Source organism: Rufibacter sediminis (assembly GCF_014269285.1).
Classification (GTDB): Bacteria; Bacteroidota; Bacteroidia; order Cytophagales; family Hymenobacteraceae; genus Nibribacter; species Nibribacter sediminis.
The window spans coordinates 164808-190436 of the sequence record NZ_JACOAF010000044.1 but is presented as its reverse complement, the minus strand read 5'-3'; the positions used below and the strand labels follow the sequence as shown (position 1 = coordinate 190436).

Sequence of the window (25629 nt, the reverse complement as noted above, 5' to 3'; positions counted from 1 at the left end):
ATTTACCTACTCTATCAATAGTAACAAATTATTAACAGCAAAAACCTGGTCCAAATGCGAACCTTCAGCAAACATATGCGTATAGCACCTCTTCGCAAATTGACTTCACCCCACTAATGTGATAAATAGAATCCAATTGCCCTCACACTATTTGTCATATTCCTATTTAACACACACGATGCTTTTAATTTTGTCAATAGATTCAAGCATATACCCTTACAAGAAATAATCCAACCTATTATTTTGAATTATTTAACAAGTAATATAATTTATCCAACATAGGCTTTTAAACTACCTAACTACTCTACTTTCAAGTAGATAAACTGAATCAACGCCCACCCTGTAAAGCCAAGAGCCTCTGGCGATAAATCGGCAGAGGCTCTTGGCTTTACAGGGTATCTACTTCGCTAATTGAAACCGAGCCCGATGCCCGCAGTAGCGGTAGGGTATTTGGCCAAAGTACCTTCACCATAAATAGAGAAGAACGCTAGCTTCAGGCGCAACCCAGCCGTCAGCCCTATCTGGCTGTCTTCCACCTTTACCATGACCGGGTTCTCCACGTCTTCAATGTACCGGTTAGGCGGAGTGACCCGGAAAGAAGTGATAGGGAAGCGGCCGTTCACGTTTACATCAGTGGAGACATGGCTGTATCGCAGGCCTCCGTAGGCTGTGATGACGCTAAGTGTTTTAGAGGCGACCAGACTAGCGGTCCAGGCTTTGGTAGTAAACACCAGTTGTTGGTTGTCATAATAACCCGCCTGCTGTTGCTGAGTTGTACGGTAGGCAGCGGCATCGGGGTTTATGTCAAGATCAGCGGCAGTTTCAAAGTGAGTATATCCTCCAAAAGCGGTGATGTCAAACCCAGGAATGGCACTGACAACCGGAATCCATTGCTTTAGGCCGTGCTTCACCCCTAGTCCCCAAAGCTTGCCGGAATACTCTTCATGCTTAGTCTCGGGAATAAACCTAACCGCAATCTCAGTGTCTTTGATCAGGCCAACGCTCACCTGCGCCATAGGAACGGGCAGGTTCTTGAAGCCGATGCCGGGCGGCGTGTTGAATCTGGTTAGCTCTTCCTCCCGGTTGGTGACAGGATTTCGCCCATAGACCACCATCCCGGGACCGTCGTCATCCGAGCCGAAAATAGTTGGGGCAATAGTAGATTCCCCGTTGGCTGGTCGAATGTTCTTCAGGTCCAGCTTTGAGATATCGAAGGAAGTCTGGTCTTTAGGGACAAATACGCCGGTGGCGAAAATGCGCACATCAAACCGACCTAAGCCCATGGCTTTCCCGGAGTTGAACCAACCACCGTTAAGGCCGTGCCCAACGGCTTTGCCACCGGGCTCAATATACGCCTGGATCAATTTATTCGCGTCTTCCTGCCCGGCTTTGATGACATTCCCCACGGCTTGCTGGGCATGCACGGCAGGAGTAGCCAACAAAATCCCAACTACTGGCAAAGCCATCAGGGAGAATTTACGGAGAGCGTGCTTCATCGGATAGTTAAATTAATTCAGTTCAGTACGTTAAAGAGTTCGCGAACTTCTACAAAATCCAGAAAACATCAAACAGCCGCCACCACTTTACCTGAAAGGACCAACTGTTTTCCGGGCATTTTCCTAAAAAGAGCCGCTAAACAGGATATTACTTAAAGGTGTCATAGGCAAACTTGAGGATGATGCCCGAGACCACCACCAGAAACAACTTGCGCACGAAACCAGACCCTTTCACCAACGCAATGCGGGTTCCCACCATAGAACCGACAACGCTACTGACGGCCATAGGAATGCCGATGTGGTACAGGATATAGCCTTTGTAGCCAAAATACAACAGCGCCGACAGGTTGGTAGCAACATTCACCACCTTGGCCGAGGCCGAGGAAGTCAGGAAGTTGAACCCGAAAACCCCCACGAAGATGAACATGAGAAAAGACCCGGTCCCGGGGCCGAAGAATCCGTCGTAAAACCCGATCACCACCCCTACGGCTACCCCGTACCAGATTTCCTTGGCCGGCGCCAGGCGTGGAGCGTGAATCGCCCCGAAATCTTTCCGGAAGAAGGTGTACACCGCCACGGAGATGAGCAGCACCAGAATCAAGGGCCGCAGCAGATCGGCATTGAAATGGCTAAGCGCCCGGGCTCCTAGAAAAGAAAACACAAAGGCGGTGATAGCCGCCGGCAAGAGGGCCCGCCAATTGATCTCCACGTTTCGGGCATAGCGCCACATAGACACGGAGGTGCCCGCAATGCTGGAGAGTTTACCGGTGCCAAACACAGTGGGCACGGGCACGTGCGGGAGAAACACAAACAAGGCGGGCAGTTGGATCAGTCCGCCGCCGCCCACCACAGAATCAATCAAACCTGCCAGAAAAGCGAACAGGCACAGGTACAGAATATCCAACGTTGAATGCTTACGCCGCTTTGACGGCAAATGGAACCGCAAATATTCTGAAAATGTGCGGGTTATTCAAAAGCGGAAGGACACCAGAACCTGTTTTTGCCTTATTTATGGAAAAATAGCCTAAAAACGCCCGCCTACCACCGCCGTCTGCTTCAGGACTTCTTTCTGTCCCTGCAGGTTAAACAACTCCACCAACACCACATAGTACCCGATGGCGGCTTTCGCTCCGGCTTCGGTCAGGCCATCCCACTGCAGCATACTTTCAGCCCCAAGCAGGGCGTTGCCTGAAAGCTTCCGGATGAATCTGCCCTGCGCGTCATAAATAGACACCGATGCCGTGAAACCCGCCTGCGGCAACCTGAACTGCAGCAGCAGGGCATCATCTACCCCATCTCCGTCTGGCGTGAAAGTCCTGGGTTGCAGGGTTAAGCGATCATCAGAAAGGATACCTTCTCGGGCCTGAGAGTTCTCATACCCGGGCGTGGCTTTCACATGAGTAGCCGCCGAGTAAAAGTTGGCTTCCGTGGATGGGCCATTGAGGGAGATGCGCTCCAGGGAAATACCCTCGGGATCAGAAATCAGCCGGAAATGCTGACTGCTTTGGTAGCGGACTTCCTCTACAATTGTCCCGTTGGGCAGAAGCAACACCACACTACCGGCCTCATCGGGATACGAGGGCAGGGCAGGCAATGCCAGGTACCTGTCGGCGTGGCCTTGGGGGTACTCACTCTGCAGGGTGACCGGGCTGGAGGTCAGCACCAGGTATTCTCCGGGAGCCAATAGAAGCTGCTGTAGACTTGTCTCATGGGTATTTGCGACCTGCCCATCAGCTCGGTTGGCTAATTTCCAGCCTTGTAGATTCAGGTACTTCCCGGACTTGTTCACAATCTCCACGAAGTCTACCCCGCCGGGCCTGGGATTGAACAGGATTTCATTGATGACCACATCGCCCGGCTGAGGAGTACCCGGCAGAACCACGGTCTGCTGTTGCGCCGCACCTACGTTGCCGGCACAGTCTCTCTGCCCTTGCACGGTCACCGTATAGCGTTCGTTTTCCCGTAGAGGCGTGGCTAAGGTTAGCTCCACTTGCGTTAAATCCGGGAACAGCACTTTCGCCTGTCGCACCGTAATACCCCCGGCAATGGAATAATGGCTTACCTGCGCGGCCTCTACGCTATCTAACGGCTCATTAAAAGTAAGTAGAAGCGTATTGGGGCTAGTTGCCACTACCTGCTCCAGAACTGGAGCCACTTGGTCTATCTGCTGAACAGAGTTGACTTGTCCTGGAGTACCGCCCTTGGGGTGACCGGAGGCTCTCCACTGGGAGGCGTCGGCGCACCGGCTGTTCACGTCTATCAGTTCAAGGCTCCATCCGCCGTTTCTTTTCTCTGCGTCACGGTACCAGCCGGAGGAATAACGCACCACGTCAATCAAATTCCCCTTCGGGTCGATAATCTCTACGTCATCACCGCTGTCATTGAGGGAAGGAAACGCCGGAAGTCCCAACGCAGCTCCAAACGGACGGTAAAGCGCAGTGTCAGCGACGGCACAGAGGATAAGGTAAGCACCGGGCCGAAGCAGATATTCTGGCATAACTCCGGCGGCGCTGGTTGCATCTGAATACCTCCAGCCCTGCAGATTGAAGGTTTTGTCACTGCGGTTGTAGATCTCAATAAACTCGGCGGCTGGTAAATCTTGTAGAGGATTGACATCGGCATAGATTTCCGTAATCCGGACATCGCCCGGCAGGGCCGTTGGCGAAAAGGAAAAAGCGCCCGTAAGGTTGGAGGTCAGGTTTCCATCCGCATCCAGGACGCGCAGGATTTCGAGTTGATTGGTCCCCGTGCTAAAGTTTTGAGCGAACCGCAATTTTACCACCTGCGGAGCGGAAGCTTGCCAATCTGCTTTCACGGGCACCCCATCTCCGTTGAGCCGGTAATTGGCAATATTGACCGCGGCCGCTTCCTGAACCGGCTCAGAGAACGTCAGCGTTACGGTAGTTGGGTCTTCGGGAACCGCGCTCACCAGATGCGTCGCCCCCATTTCCCGAATCGTAAAATCATCGAAGTAAAACCGCTGGGCATTGGCTTGGGAATACCGGAACAGTACTCCGGCGTAAGAGGAGGCAGCATACCGGGCATCCTGCACGGAACCCTGGGCTTCATAATGCTCTTTCGTGCCAGTCACATCCAGTTCAAGCGTCCAGTCATGGGTGGCGGAGCGGGTAACCCGGACCCAAAACTTATTATCAGAACTGGCAATACTTTTGTCTGCTCCATCAATAATCTTGGTGACCACGCTGCCGTCTTTGCGGTAGAGACTTACTTCATCTTCGGTGCCGCCCACCCGCACAAAATACCCTCGCAGGGCACCTTTGAGATCAGGCACATCAGAAAGGAGGTACACTTCTGCCAGATTACCGGCGGAGGTTGCAAAACCCAGCCGTATGTAAAACTCCCACTGGGTGGCAAGGGCCGCGTGGTTAACCGTGGACAGGTGCAGCGTGGTACCCGTGACAGCGGGGCCTTGGCTTTGCAGTTGCCCGGCACTGTTCACCTGAAAATATTCTTTATCGCCTGCCCAAACCGGGCCTTGCGTGAAGTCTCCGTCGGTGAAAGACTCCTGCAGCTGGGCTTGCAGAACAGGTAAATCCACCAACCATAGAACAAAAACAAGAAACAGTTGCCTCATAGTTAGCCTCTACTTTAATTATCGTGAAAAGTTGGCTTACTTTGTGGCAGACCCCGGGTGCTTTCTGCCTGATTTTCAGAAAACAAGTCAAAAACGCTCCAGGTCCGATTATCAGAGGAACCATGTCTTCGCATTTTTCCTTTGAGCACCGTTGCTTAAATATTAATACACCCTTACATGAAAGTAGCTGTAGTAGGCGCCACCGGCCTAGTGGGTGGCGAGATGCTGAAGGTCCTGGCGGAGCGTAACTTCCCAGTGGACGAATTGTTGTTAGTAGCCTCTGAGAAATCAGTGGGCCAGAAGATGAATTTCCAGGGCAAGGAATATACCGTGATCGGGATGGAAGAGGCCATTGCCCAGAAACCCCAGATCGCTATCTTCTCGGCGGGCGGAAGCGTGAGCAAAGAGATGGCCCCTAAATTTGCCGCCGCCGGCACCACCGTGGTGGACAATTCTTCGGCCTGGCGCATGGACCCCACCAAGAAGCTGGTGGTTCCAGAAATTAACGCGGTTGAACTGACCCCGGAAGACAAGATCATCGCCAACCCTAACTGCTCTACCATTCAGATGGTGGTGGCGCTGAATCACCTGCACAAAGCCCTGAAGGCCAAACGCATTGTGGTGAGCACCTACCAGTCAGTGACCGGAACGGGCAAGAAAGCGGTAGACCAGCTGATGAACGAGCGCGCTGGCAAAGAAGGCGAAAAAGCCTACGCCTACCCTATCGACCTGAACGTGATTCCACACATTGACGTGTTCGAGGCCAACGGCTACACCAAGGAAGAAATGAAGATGGTGAACGAGACGAAGAAAATCATGGGCGATGACAGCATCCGGGTAACGGCCACCACGGTTCGTATCCCAGTGATGGGCGGTCACTCCGAGTCTCTGAACGTGGAGTTTGAAAAAGACTTCACCCTGGAAGAGGTATACCGCTTGCTGCAGGAAACCCCGGGCGTGACCGTGGTAGATGATGTGGCGAACCTGAAATACCCGATGCCCATGGATGCCCACGGCAAAGACGAAGTGCTGGTAGGCCGCATCAGACTGGACGAAACCCAACCGAACACATTAAATATGTGGGTAGTGGCCGACAACCTAAGAAAAGGAGCCGCCACCAACGCCGTTCAGATTGCCGAGTACCTGGTAGAAAACAAATTGGTTTAGATCCGTTTTCCCAAAAACGGTCCATAAACAGGAAAGGGCACCTCTGCAGAGGTGCCCTTTCCTGTTTATGGACCGTTCGTTATTTCCCGTTTGTCCAAACCAGCTTAACGCCTTTTACTTCCCGGGCGAAATTGGGGCAAGTTTCATCGCCGCCGTAACACAGCAGATTGCCGTCACAGTCATATACTGAATTGATGGAGTTGATAAGAGGGTCACAGTTGCCCAGCACAAAAACGGTTCTACCTTTCCAGTTGCCTGTCTGCACGAACTGGCAGTACTCTGACTTCTGCAACTCGCTCACCTTCTCCCGCAGCCACCCTATTTCTTGGGTAGGATTTCCCACCACACATGTCTTATACACCTGCTCCTCTTCACAGGAAGTAAAGGCCAGAAGACAGAGCACACAGAAAGCATAGAAGGATCTCATAGAAACAGGCTTTGAACAGAAGATACCCAAACCATTCCCGAGGTTGCATGGGAATTGAAATTTAACATTCTTCCAACAGCTTCTTCATAAGGCCAAAGGCAACGCGCCAGTAAAAACCATGAGGTTATGATTTATTTTTACTTCTCCGCCTAAAAATATTTTTCTCGCAGCAGCCTCTATACTTTTTTCAAAATTGCCATATATATAGATTGCTATATTAACAGAATATTAATTTACAGTTGCATTTTCTGCCAACTTCTAATAAAATCAAGTTACGAACCCAAAATCTTCTGCAAAACATAGATAACCAAACGCTTGTATGGTACTTTTTTACATATATATTTAGGAGTACAAATCTTACACCACCTAACAAACAAACACATGATGAAAAATTTACTATTCAGCTTCGTGCTGTTGCTGACACTTGCTGGGCAAGCGTGGGCGCAAGGACGAACTGTCACAGGACGAGTAACTGATGCACAAACAGGAGAGGGAATGCCTGGAGTGACAGTTCAACTCAAAGGAAGTACCACCGCCGCTCCAACGGATGTAAACGGCTCTTACTCTATCTCTTTGCCCAATGCGGGTGGCACATTAGTGTTTTCTTTTATTGGATATGCGAACCAGGAAGTAGCCGTTGGAAGCCAGTCTACTGTTAATGTACGCTTAGCAGCTGATGATCGGGCGTTAGATGAGATTGTAGTAGTTGGATACGGTACACAATTAAAAAGAGATGTAACCAGCTCTATTTCCCAAGTAAAAGGAGAAGCCATCGCTAACCTGGCTACCCCAAGCTTTGACCAGCAGTTGGCCGGTCGGGCAGCAGGTGTAGTGGTACAGCAACCATCAGGTATTCTCGGCGCTCCTCCTACCATAAGAATCAGAGGGGTTAACTCCATTTCAGGAAACAACTCACCTTTGATTGTGATAGACGGGGTGCCTGCTTCTTCCGGTAACGTGGGTGCATTTACCAGTGTGAACGCTCTCGCTGATATAAACCCGAATGACATTGAGTCATACGAGATTCTGAAAGATGGTGCTGCTACGGCTATCTATGGTTCACGTGCTTCTAACGGGGTAATCCTCATTACCACCAAGCAAGGAAAACAGGGCCAAGTGAAGTTCAACTATGATGGTTGGACTGGCTGGTCAGAAGCAACTGAACTCCATGATCTCTTGAATGCTGAACAATTTGTGGAGATTCAGAACGAAAAATATAGAAATGCAGGCGCCACATCTTTGCCTGCCGTTTTTGACGGAACCAACACCAACTGGAATGATTATGTGTACAGAACCGCCTTCCAGCAAAGCCACACCTTATCTGCCAGCGCAGGAACAGAAAGAACCAAGTACTATGTGTCTTTAGGGTTTAGCGACCAAGAGGGTATTGCCGTGGCCAACAGCCTTACCCGTTACAGCTTAAGAGCCAACCTGAACCAGAAGATAAATAAAAGAATTACCTGGGATGTGCAGACAGGGCTTACGCACCAAGACAACTTAGGTCCTTTGGTAGGCACTAACAGCTTGTCGGCTAACACATTCTCCGTTATCCGGATGTTGCCTAACGTAGCAGTATATAACCCTAATGATCCTACCGGATATAACATTGATGCTACTACCCGCAGCTCTTTGGGCAGAGGATCAAACCTGATCACTATTGCCAACGGTATTCCAAACCAGATGTTTGTATTAGAAAATAACCTGCGAAAAGGAAAAACTTACCGCTTTGTAGGAAACACGTCATTGAACGTCAACATCATTGACAATCTAAACTTTAAAACCCTGATAGGCACTGACTTCAGCATTGTTGATGACTTCAACTACACTGATCCCAGACACGGTGACGGCCTCTCATCTGGAGGAAGTCTTTCTCAAGCCTATAGCCCTTTCTATACCTGGAACTGGCAAAACATTCTTTCCTACAACAAGTCTTTCCAAGACGCCCACAATTTGGATGCAACCTTAGTGGCCGAATACACTAAAAGCCGCTCTTCTTTCTTCCAGGCAAGTGGTACTACTCTGTCTGACAGATTCTTTAATCAAAACATCCAGTCTGGAACGTTGACCACCCAGCAGATCTTCGGTGACTTAGAAGAAAACGGTTTGGCATCTTACCTGGCTAGGGTGAATTACAACTTTAGAGGTAAATACTACATAGGTGGATCTATTCGGGCAGATGGTTTGTCTAAACTGTCTCCTGACAACCGTTGGGGTTATTTCCCTGGCGCATCTGCCGCCTGGAGAATCTCTGAAGAAGAGTTCTTCAAAAACTCCGCTGCAAGCGGCTTCATCAGCGATTTAAGAATTAGAGGTAGCTATGCTGAAGTAGGAAACAGCGGTATCTCCAGCGGGAACTATGGTTACCTAGGTAGCTTTGGTTCTGTTCAATACGGCGGAGAAAGCGGTATTGCCTTTAGTAACACTGGTAACCCGCTATTAAGATGGGAAACACAAAAGATTTCAGATATTGGCCTTGATCTGGCCTTGCTGAACGGCCGAGTGAATTTTGAATTTGCTTACTGGAAGAAAGACAATGATGACATTGTATTAGGAGCTCCAACACCTCCTTCTTTAGGAGTACCAGGTAACATCATTTTCAGAAATATCGGCAGAATGGTGAATGACGGATTAGAGTTCTCATTAAGCGGCAACGTTATTGAGTCTCCTAAATTCACCTGGAACTCAAGTGTGAACTTCTCTACTCAAAATAATGAAGTAAAAGCGTTAGTAGAAGGACAAGACATTGTAGGTGCTTACAACATTATCAGAGTTGGGGAATCTTTCCAGTCTATCTATGGCTATGTGTATGAGGGCGTGAATATGGCCAATGGTAACCCGCTCTTTAGAAAAGCAGACGGATCTATCATCCAAGGCGACATCAATGGCAACTCGTACAAATTGTATGACCCAGCTAATCCTACTGATGTTACCAAAGCAGCTTCGTTAGGTGCCGGAGACAAAGTGATTTTAGGCAGCGCTTTGCCAACTTGGTTTGGAGGCTTTGACAACAATGTCAAGTTTGCCGGTTTCGACATGAATATCTTCTTCCGGTTCTCAGGAGGTAACAAAATCATGAACCGTACCCGTCAGGATCTTTTAACCATGTTGTTTGAGAACAATGGCACAGAGATTTTAGGCAGATGGCAAAGTGCCGAAAACCCAGGTGATGGCCAAACTCCTAAATTGAGACAAGGAAGACAGCTTATCATCAACAATGAGAACGAGGCTTCTTCCAGATTTGTGGAAAGCGGCGACTTCCTGAAACTGAGCAATGTGACACTTGGTTACACCGTACCAAAAACACTTACCCAAAAGTATAGAATAGACAGAATACGGGTGTTTGCTCAGTTGCAGAACGCACTTACCATCTCAGGCTACAAAGGTCTTGACCCAGAAATGTCTTCTTCTATTGGAGTTGATTATAATACAAACCCACAACAAAGGGTTCTCTCTTTTGGCGTAAACCTTGGATTTTAATTTTTAGATCGAATTTTCAAAAATGAAAAACTATACCATAAAAAGGATTTTACGAGTTGCCTTAGTAGCACCTTTGTTCTCCTTATCATTCGCAATTACCTCCTGTGAAGACGAGGTAATAGACTTAGAAGCTCCTGACAGATACACGGAGATTGGCGCCTTTGAATCTGCAGCGAGAATCCAGCTTGTCATGAATGGAGTCTATGACGCTGCTCAAAGCGGGTTCTATGCTGGCGGAGCAGTTAGAGGGTATCCTTTTGGCGCAGCTAGTATTGCACAGGGGGATAACAGAGGTGAAGACATGCTCAACATGGAAGCCTTCTATCAAGCCACCTATGAGAACTTATACAGCCCCACTACTGCCAATAACCAATACATGTGGGAAACGCTGTACGCTCTCATCAACAAAGCTAATGTGGCCATTGAGGGTATTCAGGGAGCCGCTACGTCTGGCATTATCACAGAGCAGGTGGCTAAAGAATACGTGGCAGAATGTCAATTCCTGCGTGCATTAGCAATGCATGAGTTAATCACTAACTTCGCCCGTCCTTACAACCATACCGGAGATGCTTCTCATTTGGGTGTTCCCATCAGACTAACCGCGGTAAACACACCAGCTCGCGTAGATGAGGCGAAAACCCAAGGGCGTAATACAGTAAAAGAGGTGTATGACCAAATCCTAAAAGATTTGAACGAGGCTGAGGCAGCTCTCCCTGCCTCCAGAAGTACTTTCCAAATCACAAGGGCTACCCAAGGAGCGGCCATCGCACTCAAAACAAGAGTATTGCTCCACAAAGGAGATAATGCCGGTGTGATAACTGAAGCTTCTAAGTTAGTAACTGGTGACGCGGCTCCTTTCACAAGCCCAATTGGCGGCTATAAATTAACGGCAGAGCCTTCTGGTCCATTTGGCGCGGGTAACAAGAATAACACAGAATCTATCTTCTCTATTCTTAACTCTGCCATTGACAATGCTTCTACCAACGGTGCACTGCCGCAGATGTATGGCTCTGCTCCTAACCGTGCCTTGGTAGCCATCAGCCCTGTTATCTGGAACCAAACTTTTTGGCCAGCGGCTGACAAGAGAAGAACCCAGCTAACCGACGTAAGCACCAACAGCTACCGATACACCACCAAATATAACGGTGACAAGGTGACCTGGGCCGACAATACCCCTATCATCAGATATGCGGAGGTACTACTGAATATGGCCGAAGCCATTGCGCGAACTCAGGGAGCAACTCCTAAGGCGTTAGCACTTTTGAACGCGGTAAGAGGAAGAGCTACTACTGAAGTTTATACAGCAGCTGGTTTGGACACGCCTCAAAAACTTATTCAAGCTATTGTGGACGAGCGTAGAATCGAATTCCTGGCAGAAGGCTTACGCTGGAAAGACATTTTCCGGTTAGCGGTAGAAGGTATCTATGTGTACAAAGGCATCCCTGCCAAAGTAACCAAAGGCAACACCACCGCAGCCGATTATGCCGCTGCTAGCGGCACGGTAAGAGCCGCCGCCTTTGCAGTGCCAGCGGTACCATACGAGGATTTCAGATTCATCTGGCCTATCCCTACAAGCGAGACTGCTGCTAATCCGGTTCTAGCGAAACAGCAGAACCCGAATTATTAAATCCATTTATAAAACAGCCTACCAACTTGGTAGGCTGTTTTGTTTTAAAGCAAATCTGCTATTTCCAGGTCGGTGTCTCAACCAATAACTTTCTTGTGTTAGGTTTAGTTTTAAAAAAGATGCCAGAAACAAGCCACTTGTTAAGACAAGGCCCGCAAGGCATTCCTAACTCAAGATCACCTACCCATTCACCACTATCGCTACCGTTTATCATTCCCTTCTACTATTCGTCAAATGAATTGTATAGCATCTGTAAAAACAGAAGAGGCGCTCAATGAGCGCCTCTTCTGTTTTGGGCTTCCTTTTCTAAAAATAGGCCTAATTCAACCTTATCCCTAAAGCCTACTGGTACTGAATGTACATGGGCTTAGGAGTCAGCGCCAGCACTTCCTTAGGAGTGTAGAGCTTAGAGCCGGGCTTTTTGGTATCGTTGTAATAGAAGATCTTGAAGCCGGTGTACTGCACAGGCTCTTTTTTGATGTAAGCCAGATAGGTGCTCTTCTTCAGGACTCGGTCGCCCCAGCCGTCCATGTGCATGACAAACTGGACATTGGGCCGCAGTTTGATGTTCTTGTAATTGGTGACCATGCGCTGCGTGAAGCGGTGGATGACCAGAATCTTAGGCGGCAGGTTGTACTTCACAGCAATGTCGTTCAGGAAATTGGTGGCGTAGTTGATTTCGCTGGCATCCAGGGAGCCAATTTTACGCCCGGGGATGGCGCCGTTCTTCATGGCGAACTCCGGGTCAATGCCCAGGTGCACCTGCGGCAGTTTCAGCCACTGCTCCAGGCGGGGCAATTCCTGCTCCACGGTGCTGCGGCCAATCTGAATATCCAGGAAAACAATGGCGTTTCTTTTGGCGGCCCACGCAATCACGGTATCGGCTAAGTGATCGCTCATGCGCAGCCGGTACATGCCGCCTTTGCCGGGGGCACCCTGGGCGGTCACGAAGATCAAGTGCAGTGCGGGCTGAACGGGCGTGCTAGGATCAGCGGCCTCCCAGTTTTTAACTTCACCGTCCAGTTTGGCCAGCATCTTCTCCGGGGCGATCTCGCCCAGAATCCCCATCCGTTTGGAGAGCGGATTTCCGTAAAAGGCCACAATCCGTTTGTGCGGCAAAATGGCGCCCGGATTATCGGCGGCTTCGTCTTTCACTACAATTCCGGTGGGGTTGGCAGAGGCCGTAGAATCACTAACGGCGGCAGAATCAGCCGAAGGCGTGGCGACAGGTTTGGTTTTCAGGGTGGAGTCTGAGGCGGGGATGGTGTCCTGGCGTACCGATGCCACGGTTGCGGCCTTGGTCTCATTGGTCTCTTTGGGCGTTCCTTCAGAGGTGCAGGCGGAAAACAGGCCCATGCCAAGGGCACACAGTAACGGAAGGCGGTGGCCTTTCCTCTTCAAGTTTAAAATCATGGAGTACTTAATGGATGAATCAATTACGCGGGTGGTCACTTTGTCGTCTGGAAGATACTCTTTTTCGGTTGGTTCTCCGCAGGGAAAATCCCGCCAGCCGGCTTTTCCCTCTCTCACACGGCCCGCAGTGGGCCAGGGTTACACCCGCCGGGAAGTAAATGATCCAACGCTTCACGGTTCTGGGTTTCTCCAATAAATATTTTCCTTCTCCCCTGCTTTTCCTTCTTGCGTATACAGTAGTTTTACCGGAAATACAGCGCCCCAACCATGGAAAAGATTAACCGTGTCCTGTTGATTGATGATGATGATATCACCAACTACATGAACCAGCGCGTCCTGAACAAAGCGGAAGTGGCGCAACAGATTGATGTGGTCACTGATGGCCAGGCCGCCCTGACGTACCTGAACAGCCCAGAGCACCTGCAGTCAGCGCTGCCACTGGATTTGATTCTGGTGGATATCAAAATGAGCGTGATGGATGGCTTTGACTTCCTGGAACGGTACCAGCACCTGTCTCCGGAGCGGAAAGCGAAGAAGCTGTTTGCCCTGTCTTCCTCGGCCAGCTTCTATGACCTGCACCGCCTCAAGGACTTCCCAGACGTGGACGGACACCTCTCCAAGCCCCTCACCCAAGCCGATGCCCTGCACCTGATCAAAGAGCACTTCTTCGGGTCATCTGAGGAGCAGGCCTTTTCCTCCGCCACTGATGAATAGCCCAGCGGCAGCCCTACATCCACATTGCAACAGCCTGTAAACAGCAGTTCCGCTTTGGCCCTGTTTTCGTGAAAACGGGCCCAAAGCGGAACTGCTGGTAGGAAGCGAAAATCAGGTTATTCCCGTCCTCGGCGCTCTGGTGCTCTCAGCGTGATTTCCTGCGAGGTCTTGTTTCCGTTGGCCTCAATTTCCACCACGTATTTGCCCGGGCGCAGGTACAGCTGCTCATTGGCTGAAGGGGTCACTTTTACGGGATCTCCCGCCTTACGTCCTTCGTTCAGGGCTTGCTCGTAGGCGCTCACGTTGGCAGGCTCCAGCGTGAGGTCATAAGTGACGTAGTTCAGTCCGCGTTCGCTCTGGTCTTTCAGTTCTTTCAGCACTTGGCCTTTGTCGGTTTTCACGCGCACGGTGGCAGTGCCTGCGGACTTCACGAAATACGGAATGGTCAAGGAAGGCGTCATCGGTTCATCCCAGGCACCAAATTTCTGTCCCCAACGCTCTGAGTACTGCGGCACGTTGATCTGGAAAGCGTGCACCGCTTTCTGCTGCACCGCGGGCGTGAGTTGCTGCAGGTGCGCCACGTTGCCAATGTACAACGAGCGGCCGTGCGTGCCCACCACCAAATCATTCTCGCGCGGATGGATGGCCAGGTCATGCACCGCCACGGCGGGCAGCACATCGCCGCCCAAGGCTTGGAAGGTCTGCCCTTTGTCCAGCGACACATACAGCCCGTTGTCTGAACCCACGTACAACAGGTTCGGGTTTTTAGGGTCTTCCTTCACCACGTTTAGGGGCTCTTTTGGCAAATCTTTGCCAATTTGCTTCCAGGTCTTGCCGTAGTCCTGTGACACAAACAGGTAAGGAGTAAAATCATCCCAGCGGTAGCCGTTCAAGGTGGCGTACACCCTGCCTTCGTTTTCCGAAGAGGCGGCCAAGCCACTGATCCACATGTCCTGCGGCAGTTTATCCGAGATCTTCGTCCACGTGTAACCACCGTCACGGCTTACGTGAATGAGGCCATCGTCTGAGCCGGTGTACAGTAACCCGAAGCGTTTAGGGGATTCCTCAATGGCAGTCAGCGTGCCGTAGCCCACATCGCCTTTGCGGCCACCTTTGGTCAAATCGCCCGAGAGGGCTTCCATGTTCTCGCCTTTGTTCAGGGAGCGGTGGAAACGGTTTGACCCGAAGTACAGCACATCCTGGTTGTGGCGCGACAAGAGAATAGGGCTTTCCCAGTTGAAGCGCAGCGGGCGTTCCCCCAACTGGTGCTTGGGTTGGATGGATAGCCGCTGGCCGGTGGTTTTGTTCAGGCGATAATAGGCGCCGTACTGGGAGCCCGTGTACACCGTGTTGTTATCGCGGTAATCTACCTGCACCATCATACCGTCGCCGCCGCCCAGGCGCTGATACGGGTAACGGCCGTTATCGGTCCAGGCGGCGCTGGCAGAATATGTACTGGGACCGCCCCACACGCCGTTGTCTTGCAAACCGCCGTACACGTTGTAAGGCTGCGCCATGTCTACGGTCACGGAATAGAACTGCCCTACCGCTGGCGTGTTGGCCTTAAACCAGGATTTACCATCGTCATAGGTGATGTTGATGCCGCCGTCGTTGCCGTTCACCAGGTGACCGGCGCGCGTGGGACTCACCCACAGATCCTGGTGGTCTGAGTGCACGTTGGCTCCGCCGATTTCTTTCCAGGTTTTGCCCGCATCTTCCGATTTGAGCAGCGGAACGCCCAGGATGTAGACATGATTCGCGTTCAGCGGCGACACCCGGATTACCCCAAAATAATAGCCGTAGGTGTAGTACAGATCATCAATGTAGCCTGTGTGGGTTTTCTTCCAGGTCTTGCCGGCATCGACTGAACGATAGACCTGCGCACCGGTCACCGGCGTCTCCACCATCATGGAATTGGCATCCACCAGGAAATCGGATAGCGCCACCGGCCTGATTTTCTCGGAGCTCACCATTTCCTTCACCGCTTTGGCCGTGTACTGGCGCGGGAAGTTATTTTCTTCTAAGAAAGTATTGATGGCGGCATCGTCCATCTTCAGGAAATCTTCCTTGGTGAAGTCCTTGAACTGCTCTTTGCGTAGTCTGTTGCCCGTGGCTACGGCGGGTTTCATGTCCTGGCGCAGGTCCTGGTTGTCTACGCTGGCGTAAATGATGTTAGGGTTCTGCGGGAAGATGCTCAAACCGATTCGGCCGATGCCCTCGGTGGCCGGGAAACCGCTGGAGCCGCCGGTGATGCGCTGCCAGGTGTTGCCGCCGTCGGTGCTTTTGAAGACGCCTGAGGTGCTGCCACCTTCCACGAAATTCCAGGCGCGGCGCTCGCGGTGCCACATGCTGGCATACAAGGTATTGGGGTTAGACGGGTCCACGGCCAAATCTACGGCCCCAGTGTTGTCATCTCCGCCTTTCAGGATGTGTTTCCAGGTAGAGCCGCCATCGGTGGTTTTGTAGACGCCGCGCTCCGGGTTAGGCGAGTACAGGTGGCCTAGCACCGCTACCCAAGCGGTGTTAGGATCAGTGGGGTGCTGCATGATGCGGCCAATGTGGTGCGACTCGGGCAGGCCTTTGTACTGCCAGGTTCTGCCGCCATCGGTGCTCTTGTAAACCCCTACCCCCGAGTAAGAGGAACGGCTGGAGTTGGCCTCGCCGGTGCCCAGCCAAATGGTGTTGGTTTTCCAGTCTACGCTGATGTCGCCGATGGTGATGACGGTCTCGTTACTGAACAGTGGTTCAAAGGAGATGCCGTTGTTGGTGGTGTGCCACAATCCGCCGGAGGCGTAGGCCACGTAAAAGTTGGTGGGATCAGCGGGGTTCACGTCCACGTCCACTACCCGGCCGCTCATGACCGTTGGGCCCACGTTGCGGAACGGCAGGTTGCTCACGATGGAGTTTTTCTGCAGCTGTAACCGCTGTTGGTAGCCATCCATGCGGCTTTTGGCCGAGGTGGCGGCGGGTTGCTTTTCTTTGTTTTTCTGGGCCACTGCCGGAAGGCTCAAAAGCCCCATCAGCATGAGTGGGTACAAGGGTTTGCGTAGCGGAAAGTGCACAGGGAGTAGGTTTGTGTAGATAGAATGTTTGCAGCTCTGAAAATAGCTGAAAATTAGGAGTTAATGAAACCCACTCGTGTGATTTGCCTCCCCTCTCCCCCTGAAAACCGACTTGCCTGAAAAAAGGACTGCCGTTTTGGGGCTGTTTTCTGTAAAAAAGCCCTAAAACGGCAGTTGAAAGTCCTTGGACAAACCAATACCTACTCTGTACTCCTGAAAGCATCTTGTGAACGAACTAGAGTTGCAGCACTAACTGCTACTGCCGTTCGTCCACAAGATGCTTTCAGGAGTACAAAAAAAGATGTCACATTATTCTTCTGGATTAAAAGGAATTAGCGGCTTTGTATTTCTGCGCGTTAGCCGGGTACAGGGTTTCGGCAAACTTCAGCAGGGCTTGCCGGGTGAGGGCGGTGTTCTCAAACATGCCCATGTGGCCTACATGCCCCAGAAAATACGTCATGCTGTTCTCGGGCAGGTGGCACTGCTGCAAGATGGCCTCCAACGGCACCGCGGGGTCTTCTTTCCCCACCAGGAAAAACACCGGCAAGGTTGTATTTTTCAGCACCTCGGTTCGGTCTGGCCGGTCACGCATGGCCTGGAGGCAACCCAGAATGGTCTCCAGAGGTGTGGCTTTCCCGATGGTCTGCATTTTCTGGATAGCAGCTTCACAGGAGGCGCGGTTGCTTTCGGCAAAGAGCGGAGACACCAGCGTGTCCATGAATTTCTCTATTCCGTGTTTCTGCACGAAGGCGGCGGTTTTGTTCCGATTCTCCTTTTTCTCCTCAGAATCTGGCAGCGCGCTGGAATGGAACAGGCACAGCCCGTACAGCAGATCAGGAAACAGATCGGCGAGCGCCATGGCTACGTACCCGCCCATGGAGTGCCCCACTACCAGACACTTCTCCACCTGCAAGGTCTGCAACGTTTCCCGTACCTGTCGCGCCTGGCTGTCCATGGAGAAATCATCGGTCTGGGGGCTTTCGCCGTGGCCGGGTAGATCCAGGGCGATAACCCTGAACTGGTGCACCAAAGGCTTGGTAAAATCGGTCCAGACGTCTTTGCTTTCGCAGAAGCCGTGCAGGAAAACAAGGGCGGGGCCAGAGCCGGCCTCGGTATAGGCAAGAGGAGTATTGGTCATGTTACTTGAACGTTTAAGACCTGTTTTACGGAAAACGCACCTAAAACAGCCATGCAATCCTCTCCAGTAGGGAGTTAGCGAACGGTTACGGGCTGGGGTTCTTCTGATGCGGCGGCCAGTGCTTTGGTCTTTTTCTTGATGTTGTTCACGGACATAAGCACGGTGATGAGCACAATGAAGGGCGCTTTCTTGTAGAACTGAAAATGCGTCATCAGCTCAGAAAAGCCCATTTCCTCGCCAGCGAGGAGCTTCTTCGCGGGCACGTACAAATCAATGACCAGGTAAATGGCCAGCGTCAGCAGCAAAGAACCGGCGTAAATCTTGATTTTCTCTTTCAAAGGCAAAACAGGAGTAGCCGACATGCAGTGTGAGGTTAATTTGCTTAAAGGTAATGATTTGTTCTTTGGTGGCTATGGTACTTAATCGCACCTTTAATGGGCCGAGGAAAATTTAGGTAGGGGCAATCCCTTGTGGTTGCCCTTGTGCGAAAGCACCTTCAGCGTCTCAGCTCTGCAGCAAAAGTCATCGGGTTCTTCATCGGTCTTTGTCATAGCACTACCCCCTTCAAAGGGTAGGGACGTTAAGTTCTATTTTAATGGTTTGATTTCTTTGAAAAAGAATTGGCATTACTGCATACTTTGAGCCTCACGGCTCACTGAAGTTGCAAACTTCAGCTCATTGTAGCTCCAAGTTGCAAACTTTAACCAGGTATGTGTTATGCACTTAAAGGCACTACCTTCAAAGGGGAACGCAATGCGTGATTACCACTTCATCCAAATTCCGTTTTAAAGCTATTTTACTGAAAAAGGCTTTAAAACGGAAAGACCTCACAGGTTTTGAAAACCTGTGAGGCCTACTTATCATCTTGAAGTGCTTTACACCCGTACGGCCACGTCCATCAGTTCACGGACGGTACGTTCAATGCCGTCTGGGTCGAAGCCGCAGAGACGGTGCAGTTCCATCTGGGAACCGTGCTCCACAATCACATCTGGGATGCCGAGGCGTTTCACCTGTGCAGTATAGCCGTGATCGGCCATGAACTCCAGCACGGCGCTCCCGAAACCGCCTTGGAGACAGCCGTCTTCCACGGTCACTACTTTGTCATACTTCTGGAAGATGTGGTGCAGCATTTGCGCATCCAACGGCTTAGCGAACCGCATGTCATAGTGGCCCGGGCGCAGCCCGTCCATTTTCAGGTTCTTGCAGACATCCACGGCGTAGTTGCCAATGTGCCCGATGGTGAGAATAGCCACTTCTTCGCCTTCCTGGATCACGCGGCCTTTGCCCACTTCTATCAACTCCAGCGGAGTGCGCCATTCTGGCATCACGCCTTCGCCGCGCGGGTAGCGGATGGTGAAAGGCCCCATGCCGTCCTGGCTGGCGGTATACATCAAATTACGCAGTTCCTGTTCGTTCATGGGCGAGGACACCACCATGTTGGGGATGCAGCGCATGTAGGCAATGTCATAGGAACCGTGGTGGGTCTGACCATCGGCCCCGGCGAAACCGGCTCTATCCAGGCAGAACACCACGTGCAGGTTCTGAAGGCAGACATCGTGCACCACCTGGTCATAGCCGCGCTGCATGAAACTGGAGTAGATGTTACAGAACGGCACCAAGCCTTGGGTAGCCAAACCGGCGGAGAAAGTTACGGCGTGCTGCTCGGCAATTCCTACGTCCAGGGCTCTATCTGGCATGGCGGCCATCATGATGTTCATGGATGAACCGCTGGGCATGGCCGGGGTCACGCCCATGATCTTCTCATTCTTTTCGGCTAGCTCCAGCAACGTATGCCCGAAAACATCCTGGTACTTGGGCGGCTGGGGCGTGGTGTGGTGCACCTTGTAGATCTCGCCGGTGACTTTGTCAAACAGACCGGGCGCGTGCCACTTGGTTTGTTCTTTCTCCGCTAAGGCAAAACCTTTGCCTTTCACCGTCACGCAGTGCAGGATTTTAGGACCGGGAATTTTCTTGAGGTCTTTCAGCACCAGCGCCAGATGGTTTACATCATGCCCGTCAATGGGGCCGAAATAGCGGAAGTTCAGGCTCTCAAACAGGTTGCTCTGTTTCAGGAGCGTGGCTTTGATACCGCTTTCCACCTTGGCCACGATCTGCTGGGCGTTCGGCCCGAACTTGCTGATCTTGCCCAGAATGTTCCATATCTCGTCACGCACTTTGTTGTAAGTGCGGGAGGTGGTGATATCGGTTAAATATTCTTTGAGCGCGCCCACGTTGGGGTCAATGCTCATGCAGTTATCGTTTAAAACAATCAGCAAGTCAGCGTCTGAGGCGCCGCCGTGGTTCATGGCCTCAAACGCCATACCCGCCGTCATGGAACCATCGCCAATCACCGCAATGTGGTGGCGGTCAAATTCCTTTTTATACTGCGAGGCCACGGCCATGCCCAGCGCCGCCGAAATGGAGGTGCTGGAGTGGCCCACGCCGAAGGCATCGTACGGGCTTTCTTTTCTTTTGGGGAAACCCGAGAGGCCGTTGAGTTTACGGTTGGTATGGAAGTTATCGCGGCGGCCCGTCAGGATTTTGTGCCCGTAGGCCTGGTGCCCCACGTCCCAGACCAGCTGGTCATAGGGTGTGTTGAACACGTAATGCAAGGCCACTGTCATCTCCACTACCCCCAGACTTGCCCCGAAGTGCCCTCCGTAGATAGACACGTTGTCAATGATGAATTGCCGCAATTCCTGGCATACCTGCAGCAACTGATCTTCAGACAGTTGGCGCAAATCAGCTGGCGAATTAATCTTGGCCAACAGTTCTCCGGGTTCAATTATCATAGGGGTGCACTTGGGTGGATATAGATGCAACAGCGCAGGGCTTCTAAAGTTTTCTACCTATACGTTTTGCATCCAGACGAAGGGTAAAATTAAGGAAATTTTCTTAGTGATGGTTCTTTTTGCCGTTTCACTTCTTTTCATAGTTCTATTCCGCTCTCTGAAAATGTAACATTCCCTGCCTAGCAACGGAAATACTTCCATATTCAGTATTTATACGAGTAACTTTCTCCCTCTCAAGCCGATAGGGCCAAGGCTTACTTCCTGGGCGAGCCGCTCCCGTTTTAGGCCTATTTTAGAGAAAGGAACTCAAAAACAGGTTCTTCCGGGGTAAACGTTGGCAGATGGCGTCACTTATGCGTAATTTTGGCTTCTGAACCAACGCCGTACCGCCACACGTGAGTTTCGAAATAAAGCTGTCGCTCTTTGAGGGCCCGTTTGACCTGTTGCTTTTCTTTATTGAGCGCGACGAGCTGGACATCCATGACATTCCCATTTTCAAGATCACCAATGATTTTGTGGGCTACATCCGGCAATTGGAAACCATGAACATGGAGGTGGCCAGCGAATTCATTCTCACGGCGGCCACGCTCATGCGCATCAAGGCCAAAATGCTGCTGCCCCGGTTTGAGAAAGACGAGGAAGGCAACGAGATTGACCCGCGGCAGGAGCTGGTGCAGCACCTGTTGGAATACAAGCGGTTCAAAGAGGTGCTGGGCGATCTGAGTTTGCTGGAAGACGTGCGGCTGCAACAGGAAAGCCGCGGCAACATTGACACCGAGCTGAGCAAGATTGCCGCCAAACACCAGCTGGAGTACGAGCTCAAAGACCTGAACCTGTACCACCTCATGCAGTCTTTCCACAAGGCCATGCAGCGGTACGAAGACGAGCAGAACCGCCCCAAACACACGGTGGTCACGTATCCGTACACCATTGACCAGCAACGCACCTACATCAAGAGCCGGGTAAGCGCCCAGGGAATGGTGCAATTCTCTGACCTGGTAGAAGCGTTTCCTGACAAAATTGGACTGATTTTCAATTTCCTGGCTATCTTGGATTTGCTTCAACTCAACGAGATTGGCCTGGAAATTGGGGACGGCTTTAATAATTTCCGAATTGTGCCCTATTCTGAGCACCAACACCTGACCATCACTGACCATGGATCTGAATCGTAAGAAACTGCTCTCGTACTTCACTCCCCAGCGAATCTTAATTCCGGTAGTCATCGGGTTGGGGGTGATCGGGTATATGTTCTACCGAGACAGTGCCCAGATGGATTTCTCGCCGCTTTACAACGCCAAGCCTTTCTGGCTGATGATGACGGTGGTGGTGCTCATGGTCCGGGACTTCGGGTACATTTACCGCATCCGGTACGTGACGGAGAAGTTCCTGAGCTGGCGCAAGAGCCTGGATGTGATCATGCTCTGGGAGTTCGCCTCGTGCGTGATGCCCAGCGTGGTGGGGGGCTCTACGGTGGCGGCGTTCATCTTAAACAAAGAAGGCTTGAGTCTGGGAAAATCGCTGGCGTACGTGATGGTCACCGCCATGCTGGACAACCTCTACTTCATCATTGCCGTGCCCCTGGTATTCCTGATCACGGCGGGCAACATCTTTCCCGAGGTTTCTGCCATGGAATTCTCCGTAACCCAGAGCCTGGAAATTGCCTTTGCTGTGAGCTATATTCTCATTGCCTTGTACGCGTTCCTGATGGCGTACGGCCTGCTCATCAACCCCACCGCCGTAAAACGGATTTTCCTGCGCGCCACCTCTTTCAAACTGACGCGCCGCTGGCGGCCTGCGGCCTACAAAAACGGAAATGAGCTGGTATGGGCCTCGCAGCAACTGAAAGGCAGCACCTTCGGCTATTGGGCCAACGCTGCCCTGAGCACCGCCTTCGTCTGGACCGCGCGCTATTTTGTGATCAACTGCCTCATAGCCGCCTTCACCGATATCAGTTTCCATGACCACGTGCTCATTTTCTCGCGCAACATGGTATACAAGATTGTGCTGCTGGTGGCGGTTACGCCTGGCGGGGCTGGTATTGCCGAGGTGGCGTTCCCTACGTTCTTCGGGCAGTTCCTGGGGCGTTTCACTACGGTAATTGTGCTCCTTTACCGCGTGGTGACGTATTACCTCTACCTAATCTTGGGTTCCTTCTTCCTGCCCCGCTGGGTGCTGCGCGTCTTTGGTGAGCACCCCGAGGATGAGGAAGATGAGCTGCGTTTAAAGCCTGTTTCTGAGAAAACGGACGTAAAACCGAGGCTATAACGAGTAATCTCCCAGAAAAGCAAAGGGCCGGCTTGTTGACAAGCCGGCCCTTTGCTTTTCCTTATAAATGAATTACATGTAAATCCTAAACCTACTTCCTAGTCGTAATTTTAAGTGGAATGGTGTATTTCACCGGCACGGGTATCCCATTTTGGGAACCAGGCTTCCATTTAGGCATCTTTCCAATCACCCGGACAATCTCGGCAAATAGATCAGGATGCAGCGTTGATACGCTTTCTACATTGCTAACAGCCCCATCTTTTTCTACTAAGAAAGAGATGATTTCATTTCCGTTGATCCTAGTTTTCCAGACCGCTTTGGAAACTCTGAAGTGTTTCATCATGAAATCCATCATCGCCTGTTGCCCTCCGGGAAACTCAGGCAAGATTTCAATGGGCTTAGCAAGCCCGTCTTCAGCGGGATTTCCCTCCTTGTCATAGTTCTTCACCCCGGCCTCTACCCGTACCGGCAGTTTATTCTCTTTCGGTGGGATGGGGCAGGAATAGCCATCGCCGTAGGCGCAGTACGGGTTGTAGGCTTTGTTGAAATCGAGCCACACGCTGTCAGTATTCATGGGAATGGAGAAATCCAGGTAACGGCCGGTGGCATAGGTCTCCTGGCCGGTAGTGGCATCGGTGAAGGGGATGAACAGGTAGGTCATGTACTTGGGCTGCTTTTTGAGCTCCTGGTTTTGGTACACGCTCAGCTGTAAGGGCTGGCCCTGCAAGTTGAAATGCAGCTCGCCGTATTTCACGTACTCTGGGTTGCGAGTGCCGGTAGTGGGCATGATGAAAACCGACTCCTGCGTGTTCCGGACAAATTTGGCCTTCACGCGGTATGCTTCGTTCACGGGAAAATACTCCAGCCCTTTGAAGGTAGCCTTCGCCTCGGCTTTCAGCGGGGAGTGCTCATCAAATTTGAACACGCTGTCTTCATGGGCGCGGTGCCTGGCTATTTCCTGGAGATACGCACCCGACGATGTTTTTTGAGCCTGGGCCAGAAAAGGCATGGCCAGCAGAAGTAAAACGAGAAGCTTTTTCATAGTAACCCATAAGGAGCTTACAATGTAAGGACAAGAAAATTACTTCCTGCAAAAATGGAAAGACGCAGTGGGTAAAATCATGAGCTAAACAATTCAGCAGGCATGGTGGTTACCACATAGATTCCCGTGGTGGACCGCTGCTTTCGCCAACCCTTATTGACGAAACATAAATTTCTACGTATTAGTCAATGCCCACCGTTCTTTTTCGACGTCCAGAAAAAGTGCTTGTTCAGATCCTTAGGTATTTGCAAACCCCAACAAAAGAATGGAATCAATGGCAACAACTTCACCCCAGCGCATTGGTATTTTGTATGGCATCATCTCTGCCGTGGCAATGATTGTCTATTATCTGGTAATTAACCTTCTTGGCTTACAAAACAGCGAAATCATTCGTTTTGCCAGCAATATCTTCATCCTGATAGCCATCATGCTGGCGATTAACACCTTCAGGCGAAACTATGAGGCCTTGCACAGACATCCCCCTTACCTCCCGGGGCTGGCCATCGGGTTTCTAGTGGGCTTGGTAGGTGCCGGGCTCTACGCGGCCTTTATCCTTTTCCACGCAATCTTCCTCAATCCTGGATATGCCGGGGTACTTCAAAACCAGGACTACTTTGGCTTCCGGCTGCCGCTCTTGATGGTGCTGGGCTCCGTGGTGATCTTGGGTACGGCCGTAGGCGCAATGACAAGCTACATTCTCATGATGGCCTTTGACCACTCCGGAGGCCAACCCGAAAAGGCGGAATATTAGTCCATTCTTGAGTTCAAGGGCATTTTAAGCCTTGTTTTCATAAAACAGGCTTAAAATACACCCACAAAAAAACGCCTGGCTTTGCAGCCAGGCGTTTTTGGTATGTTTTATCTAAAAGAGCTTAGAAACGCTCGTCAGCGCCGAAGAAGAAGTCGCCTTCAATCTGGGCGTTCTCGTCTGAGTCAGAACCGTGCACGGCGTTCGCCTCTACAGACTTGGCGTAGATTTTCCGGATGGTTCCTTCAGCGGCCTGAGCTGGGTTGGTGGCACCAATCAAGGTACGGAAGTCCAGAACGGCGTTGTCTTTCTCCAGGATCATGGCTACGATAGGGCCAGAGCTCATGTATTTCACCAGATCACCGTAGAAAGGGCGCTCTTTGTGCACCTCGTAGAACTGACCGGCACGCTCTTCGGTAAGACGGGTCTTTTTCAGGGCCACTACTCTAAAGCCAGCCTCTTCCATCATTTTAGTGATACCGCCAATGTGGTTGTCCTGCACGGCATCTGGTTTAATCATGGTGAACGTTACGTTTCCAGCCATTTTTCTTTATTTAGTTATCGGTTTAAATAGGAGTTGAGCCCGCAAAAGTAGCACACTTTGGGCCAAAATCCATTTTGTACGGTAAAATTCCCGGCCCGTTGGCTACTTGATTGATTTTATTT

General features: G+C 51.2%; 18 protein-coding genes. 7 read left to right on the top strand and 11 right to left on the bottom strand.

The genetic code is table 11. From position 1 onward, the window contains the following. Positions 1–407 precede the first annotated feature (407 nt). The 3 genes from H7U12_RS19260 to H7U12_RS19250 form a co-directional block, all read right to left on the bottom strand. A complete protein-coding gene (locus H7U12_RS19260) occupies positions 408–1496 on the bottom strand; it encodes a DUF6588 family protein (RefSeq protein ID WP_186641181.1) in 1089 nt (362 codons plus the stop codon). A 148-nt stretch (positions 1497–1644) separates the two neighbouring features. Beyond that, positions 1645–2400 carry a sulfite exporter TauE/SafE family protein gene (locus tag H7U12_RS19255; RefSeq protein WP_186641179.1) on the bottom strand — a complete coding sequence of 252 codons (756 nt, stop codon included), beginning with the start codon at positions 2398–2400 and terminating at the stop codon, positions 1645–1647. Between the two features lie 120 nt (positions 2401–2520). After that, entirely contained in the window at positions 2521–5091 is a 2571-nt protein-coding gene (locus H7U12_RS19250) for a lamin tail domain-containing protein (RefSeq protein WP_186641178.1), read from the bottom strand. A gap of 177 nt (positions 5092–5268) precedes the next feature. On the opposite strand from H7U12_RS19250, the gene H7U12_RS19245 reads away from it, so the two are divergent. Further along, positions 5269–6258 (top strand): aspartate-semialdehyde dehydrogenase, encoded by a 990-nt coding sequence (locus H7U12_RS19245; RefSeq protein WP_186641175.1) that lies wholly within the window; start codon positions 5269–5271, stop codon positions 6256–6258. A 79-nt stretch (positions 6259–6337) separates the two neighbouring features. On the opposite strand, the gene H7U12_RS19240 is transcribed toward H7U12_RS19245, so the two are convergent. Further along, on the bottom strand, positions 6338–6685 hold the full coding sequence (locus H7U12_RS19240) for a DUF6970 domain-containing protein (RefSeq protein WP_186641167.1): 348 nt from the start codon (positions 6683–6685) through the stop codon (positions 6338–6340). Between the two features lie 381 nt (positions 6686–7066). On the opposite strand from H7U12_RS19240, the gene H7U12_RS19235 reads away from it, so the two are divergent. Continuing rightward, positions 7067–10162 (top strand): SusC/RagA family TonB-linked outer membrane protein, encoded by a 3096-nt coding sequence (locus H7U12_RS19235; protein ID WP_241749552.1) that lies wholly within the window; start codon positions 7067–7069, stop codon positions 10160–10162. A 22-nt stretch (positions 10163–10184) separates the two neighbouring features. Further along, the gene (locus H7U12_RS19230) at positions 10185–11789 is read left to right on the top strand and encodes a RagB/SusD family nutrient uptake outer membrane protein (protein ID WP_186641165.1); all 1605 of its coding nucleotides are present in this window, start codon (positions 10185–10187) and stop codon (positions 11787–11789) included. A 342-nt stretch (positions 11790–12131) separates the two neighbouring features. Here the strand turns inward: H7U12_RS19230 and H7U12_RS19225 are convergent, their stop codons facing one another. Continuing rightward, entirely contained in the window at positions 12132–13145 is a 1014-nt protein-coding gene (locus H7U12_RS19225) for a hypothetical protein (RefSeq protein WP_194362576.1), read from the bottom strand. Positions 13146–13469: 324 nt separating this feature from the next. Between H7U12_RS19225 and H7U12_RS19220 the strand changes: the two genes are divergently transcribed. After that, complete coding sequence (locus H7U12_RS19220; RefSeq protein ID WP_186641163.1) at positions 13470–13916, top strand: response regulator; 447 nt, start codon at positions 13470–13472, stop codon at positions 13914–13916. Between the two features lie 116 nt (positions 13917–14032). Here H7U12_RS19220 and H7U12_RS19215 read toward each other — a convergent pair whose 3' ends face one another. From H7U12_RS19215 to dxs, 4 genes are all read right to left on the bottom strand, one after another. Then, the gene (locus H7U12_RS19215; protein ID WP_255897001.1) at positions 14033–16978 is read right to left on the bottom strand and encodes a WD40/YVTN/BNR-like repeat-containing protein; all 2946 of its coding nucleotides are present in this window, start codon (positions 16976–16978) and stop codon (positions 14033–14035) included. A 322-nt stretch (positions 16979–17300) separates the two neighbouring features. Further along, the gene (locus H7U12_RS19210) at positions 17301–18116 is read right to left on the bottom strand and encodes an alpha/beta fold hydrolase (RefSeq protein ID WP_186641161.1); all 816 of its coding nucleotides are present in this window, start codon (positions 18114–18116) and stop codon (positions 17301–17303) included. Between the two features lie 74 nt (positions 18117–18190). After that, positions 18191–18478 (bottom strand): hypothetical protein, encoded by a 288-nt coding sequence (locus tag H7U12_RS19205; protein WP_186641159.1) that lies wholly within the window; start codon positions 18476–18478, stop codon positions 18191–18193. A 513-nt stretch (positions 18479–18991) separates the two neighbouring features. Continuing rightward, positions 18992–20908, bottom strand: coding sequence for a 1-deoxy-D-xylulose-5-phosphate synthase (gene dxs, locus H7U12_RS19200; RefSeq protein WP_186641156.1), 1917 nt, complete (start codon positions 20906–20908; stop codon positions 18992–18994). Between the two features lie 395 nt (positions 20909–21303). Here dxs and H7U12_RS19195 point away from each other — a divergent pair, with 395 nt between their 5' ends. Further along, a complete protein-coding gene (locus H7U12_RS19195) occupies positions 21304–22080 on the top strand; it encodes a segregation and condensation protein A (RefSeq protein WP_186641154.1) in 777 nt (258 codons plus the stop codon). Continuing rightward, entirely contained in the window at positions 22064–23173 is a 1110-nt protein-coding gene (locus H7U12_RS19190) for a lysylphosphatidylglycerol synthase transmembrane domain-containing protein (protein WP_186641152.1), read from the top strand. Before H7U12_RS19195 ends, H7U12_RS19190 begins: the two co-directional genes overlap by 17 nt. Positions 23174–23264: 91 nt before the next feature. Here the strand turns inward: H7U12_RS19190 and H7U12_RS19185 are convergent, their stop codons facing one another. Further along, the gene (locus H7U12_RS19185; RefSeq protein ID WP_186641150.1) at positions 23265–24215 is read right to left on the bottom strand and encodes a DUF1684 domain-containing protein; all 951 of its coding nucleotides are present in this window, start codon (positions 24213–24215) and stop codon (positions 23265–23267) included. 274 nt (positions 24216–24489) lie between these two features. Here H7U12_RS19185 and H7U12_RS19180 point away from each other — a divergent pair, with 274 nt between their 5' ends. Further along, on the top strand, positions 24490–24966 hold the full coding sequence (locus tag H7U12_RS19180; RefSeq protein WP_186641148.1) for a hypothetical protein: 477 nt from the start codon (positions 24490–24492) through the stop codon (positions 24964–24966). Between the two features lie 121 nt (positions 24967–25087). Here the strand turns inward: H7U12_RS19180 and H7U12_RS19175 are convergent, their stop codons facing one another. Next, a complete protein-coding gene (locus H7U12_RS19175) occupies positions 25088–25507 on the bottom strand; it encodes a nucleoside-diphosphate kinase (protein WP_186641146.1) in 420 nt (139 codons plus the stop codon). Positions 25508–25629: the final 122 nt, after the last annotated feature.

What these genes read in the sequence shown, in the direction of transcription:
- H7U12_RS19230 (WP_186641165.1), top strand. Translation starts at nt 10,185, where the DNA reads ATGAAAAACTATACCATAAAAAGGATTTTACGAGTTGCCTTAGTAGCA.
- H7U12_RS19175 (WP_186641146.1), bottom strand. Translation starts at nt 25,507, where the DNA reads ATGGCTGGAAACGTAACGTTCACCATGATTAAACCAGATGCCGTGCAG.
- H7U12_RS19210 (WP_186641161.1), bottom strand. Translation starts at nt 18,116, where the DNA reads ATGACCAATACTCCTCTTGCCTATACCGAGGCCGGCTCTGGCCCCGCC.
- H7U12_RS19235 (WP_241749552.1), top strand. Translation starts at nt 7,067, where the DNA reads ATGATGAAAAATTTACTATTCAGCTTCGTGCTGTTGCTGACACTTGCT.
- H7U12_RS19205 (WP_186641159.1), bottom strand. Translation starts at nt 18,478, where the DNA reads ATGTCGGCTACTCCTGTTTTGCCTTTGAAAGAGAAAATCAAGATTTAC.
- H7U12_RS19245 (WP_186641175.1), top strand. Translation starts at nt 5,269, where the DNA reads ATGAAAGTAGCTGTAGTAGGCGCCACCGGCCTAGTGGGTGGCGAGATG.
- H7U12_RS19260 (WP_186641181.1), bottom strand. Translation starts at nt 1,496, where the DNA reads ATGAAGCACGCTCTCCGTAAATTCTCCCTGATGGCTTTGCCAGTAGTT.
- H7U12_RS19250 (WP_186641178.1), bottom strand. Translation starts at nt 5,091, where the DNA reads ATGAGGCAACTGTTTCTTGTTTTTGTTCTATGGTTGGTGGATTTACCT.
- H7U12_RS19190 (WP_186641152.1), top strand. Translation starts at nt 22,064, where the DNA reads ATGGATCTGAATCGTAAGAAACTGCTCTCGTACTTCACTCCCCAGCGA.
- H7U12_RS19185 (WP_186641150.1), bottom strand. Translation starts at nt 24,215, where the DNA reads ATGAAAAAGCTTCTCGTTTTACTTCTGCTGGCCATGCCTTTTCTGGCC.
- H7U12_RS19240 (WP_186641167.1), bottom strand. Translation starts at nt 6,685, where the DNA reads ATGAGATCCTTCTATGCTTTCTGTGTGCTCTGTCTTCTGGCCTTTACT.
- H7U12_RS19180 (WP_186641148.1), top strand. Translation starts at nt 24,490, where the DNA reads ATGGCAACAACTTCACCCCAGCGCATTGGTATTTTGTATGGCATCATC.
- H7U12_RS19225 (WP_194362576.1), bottom strand. Translation starts at nt 13,145, where the DNA reads ATGGGCCTGTTTTCCGCCTGCACCTCTGAAGGAACGCCCAAAGAGACC.
- H7U12_RS19220 (WP_186641163.1), top strand. Translation starts at nt 13,470, where the DNA reads ATGGAAAAGATTAACCGTGTCCTGTTGATTGATGATGATGATATCACC.
- dxs (WP_186641156.1), bottom strand. Translation starts at nt 20,908, where the DNA reads ATGATAATTGAACCCGGAGAACTGTTGGCCAAGATTAATTCGCCAGCT.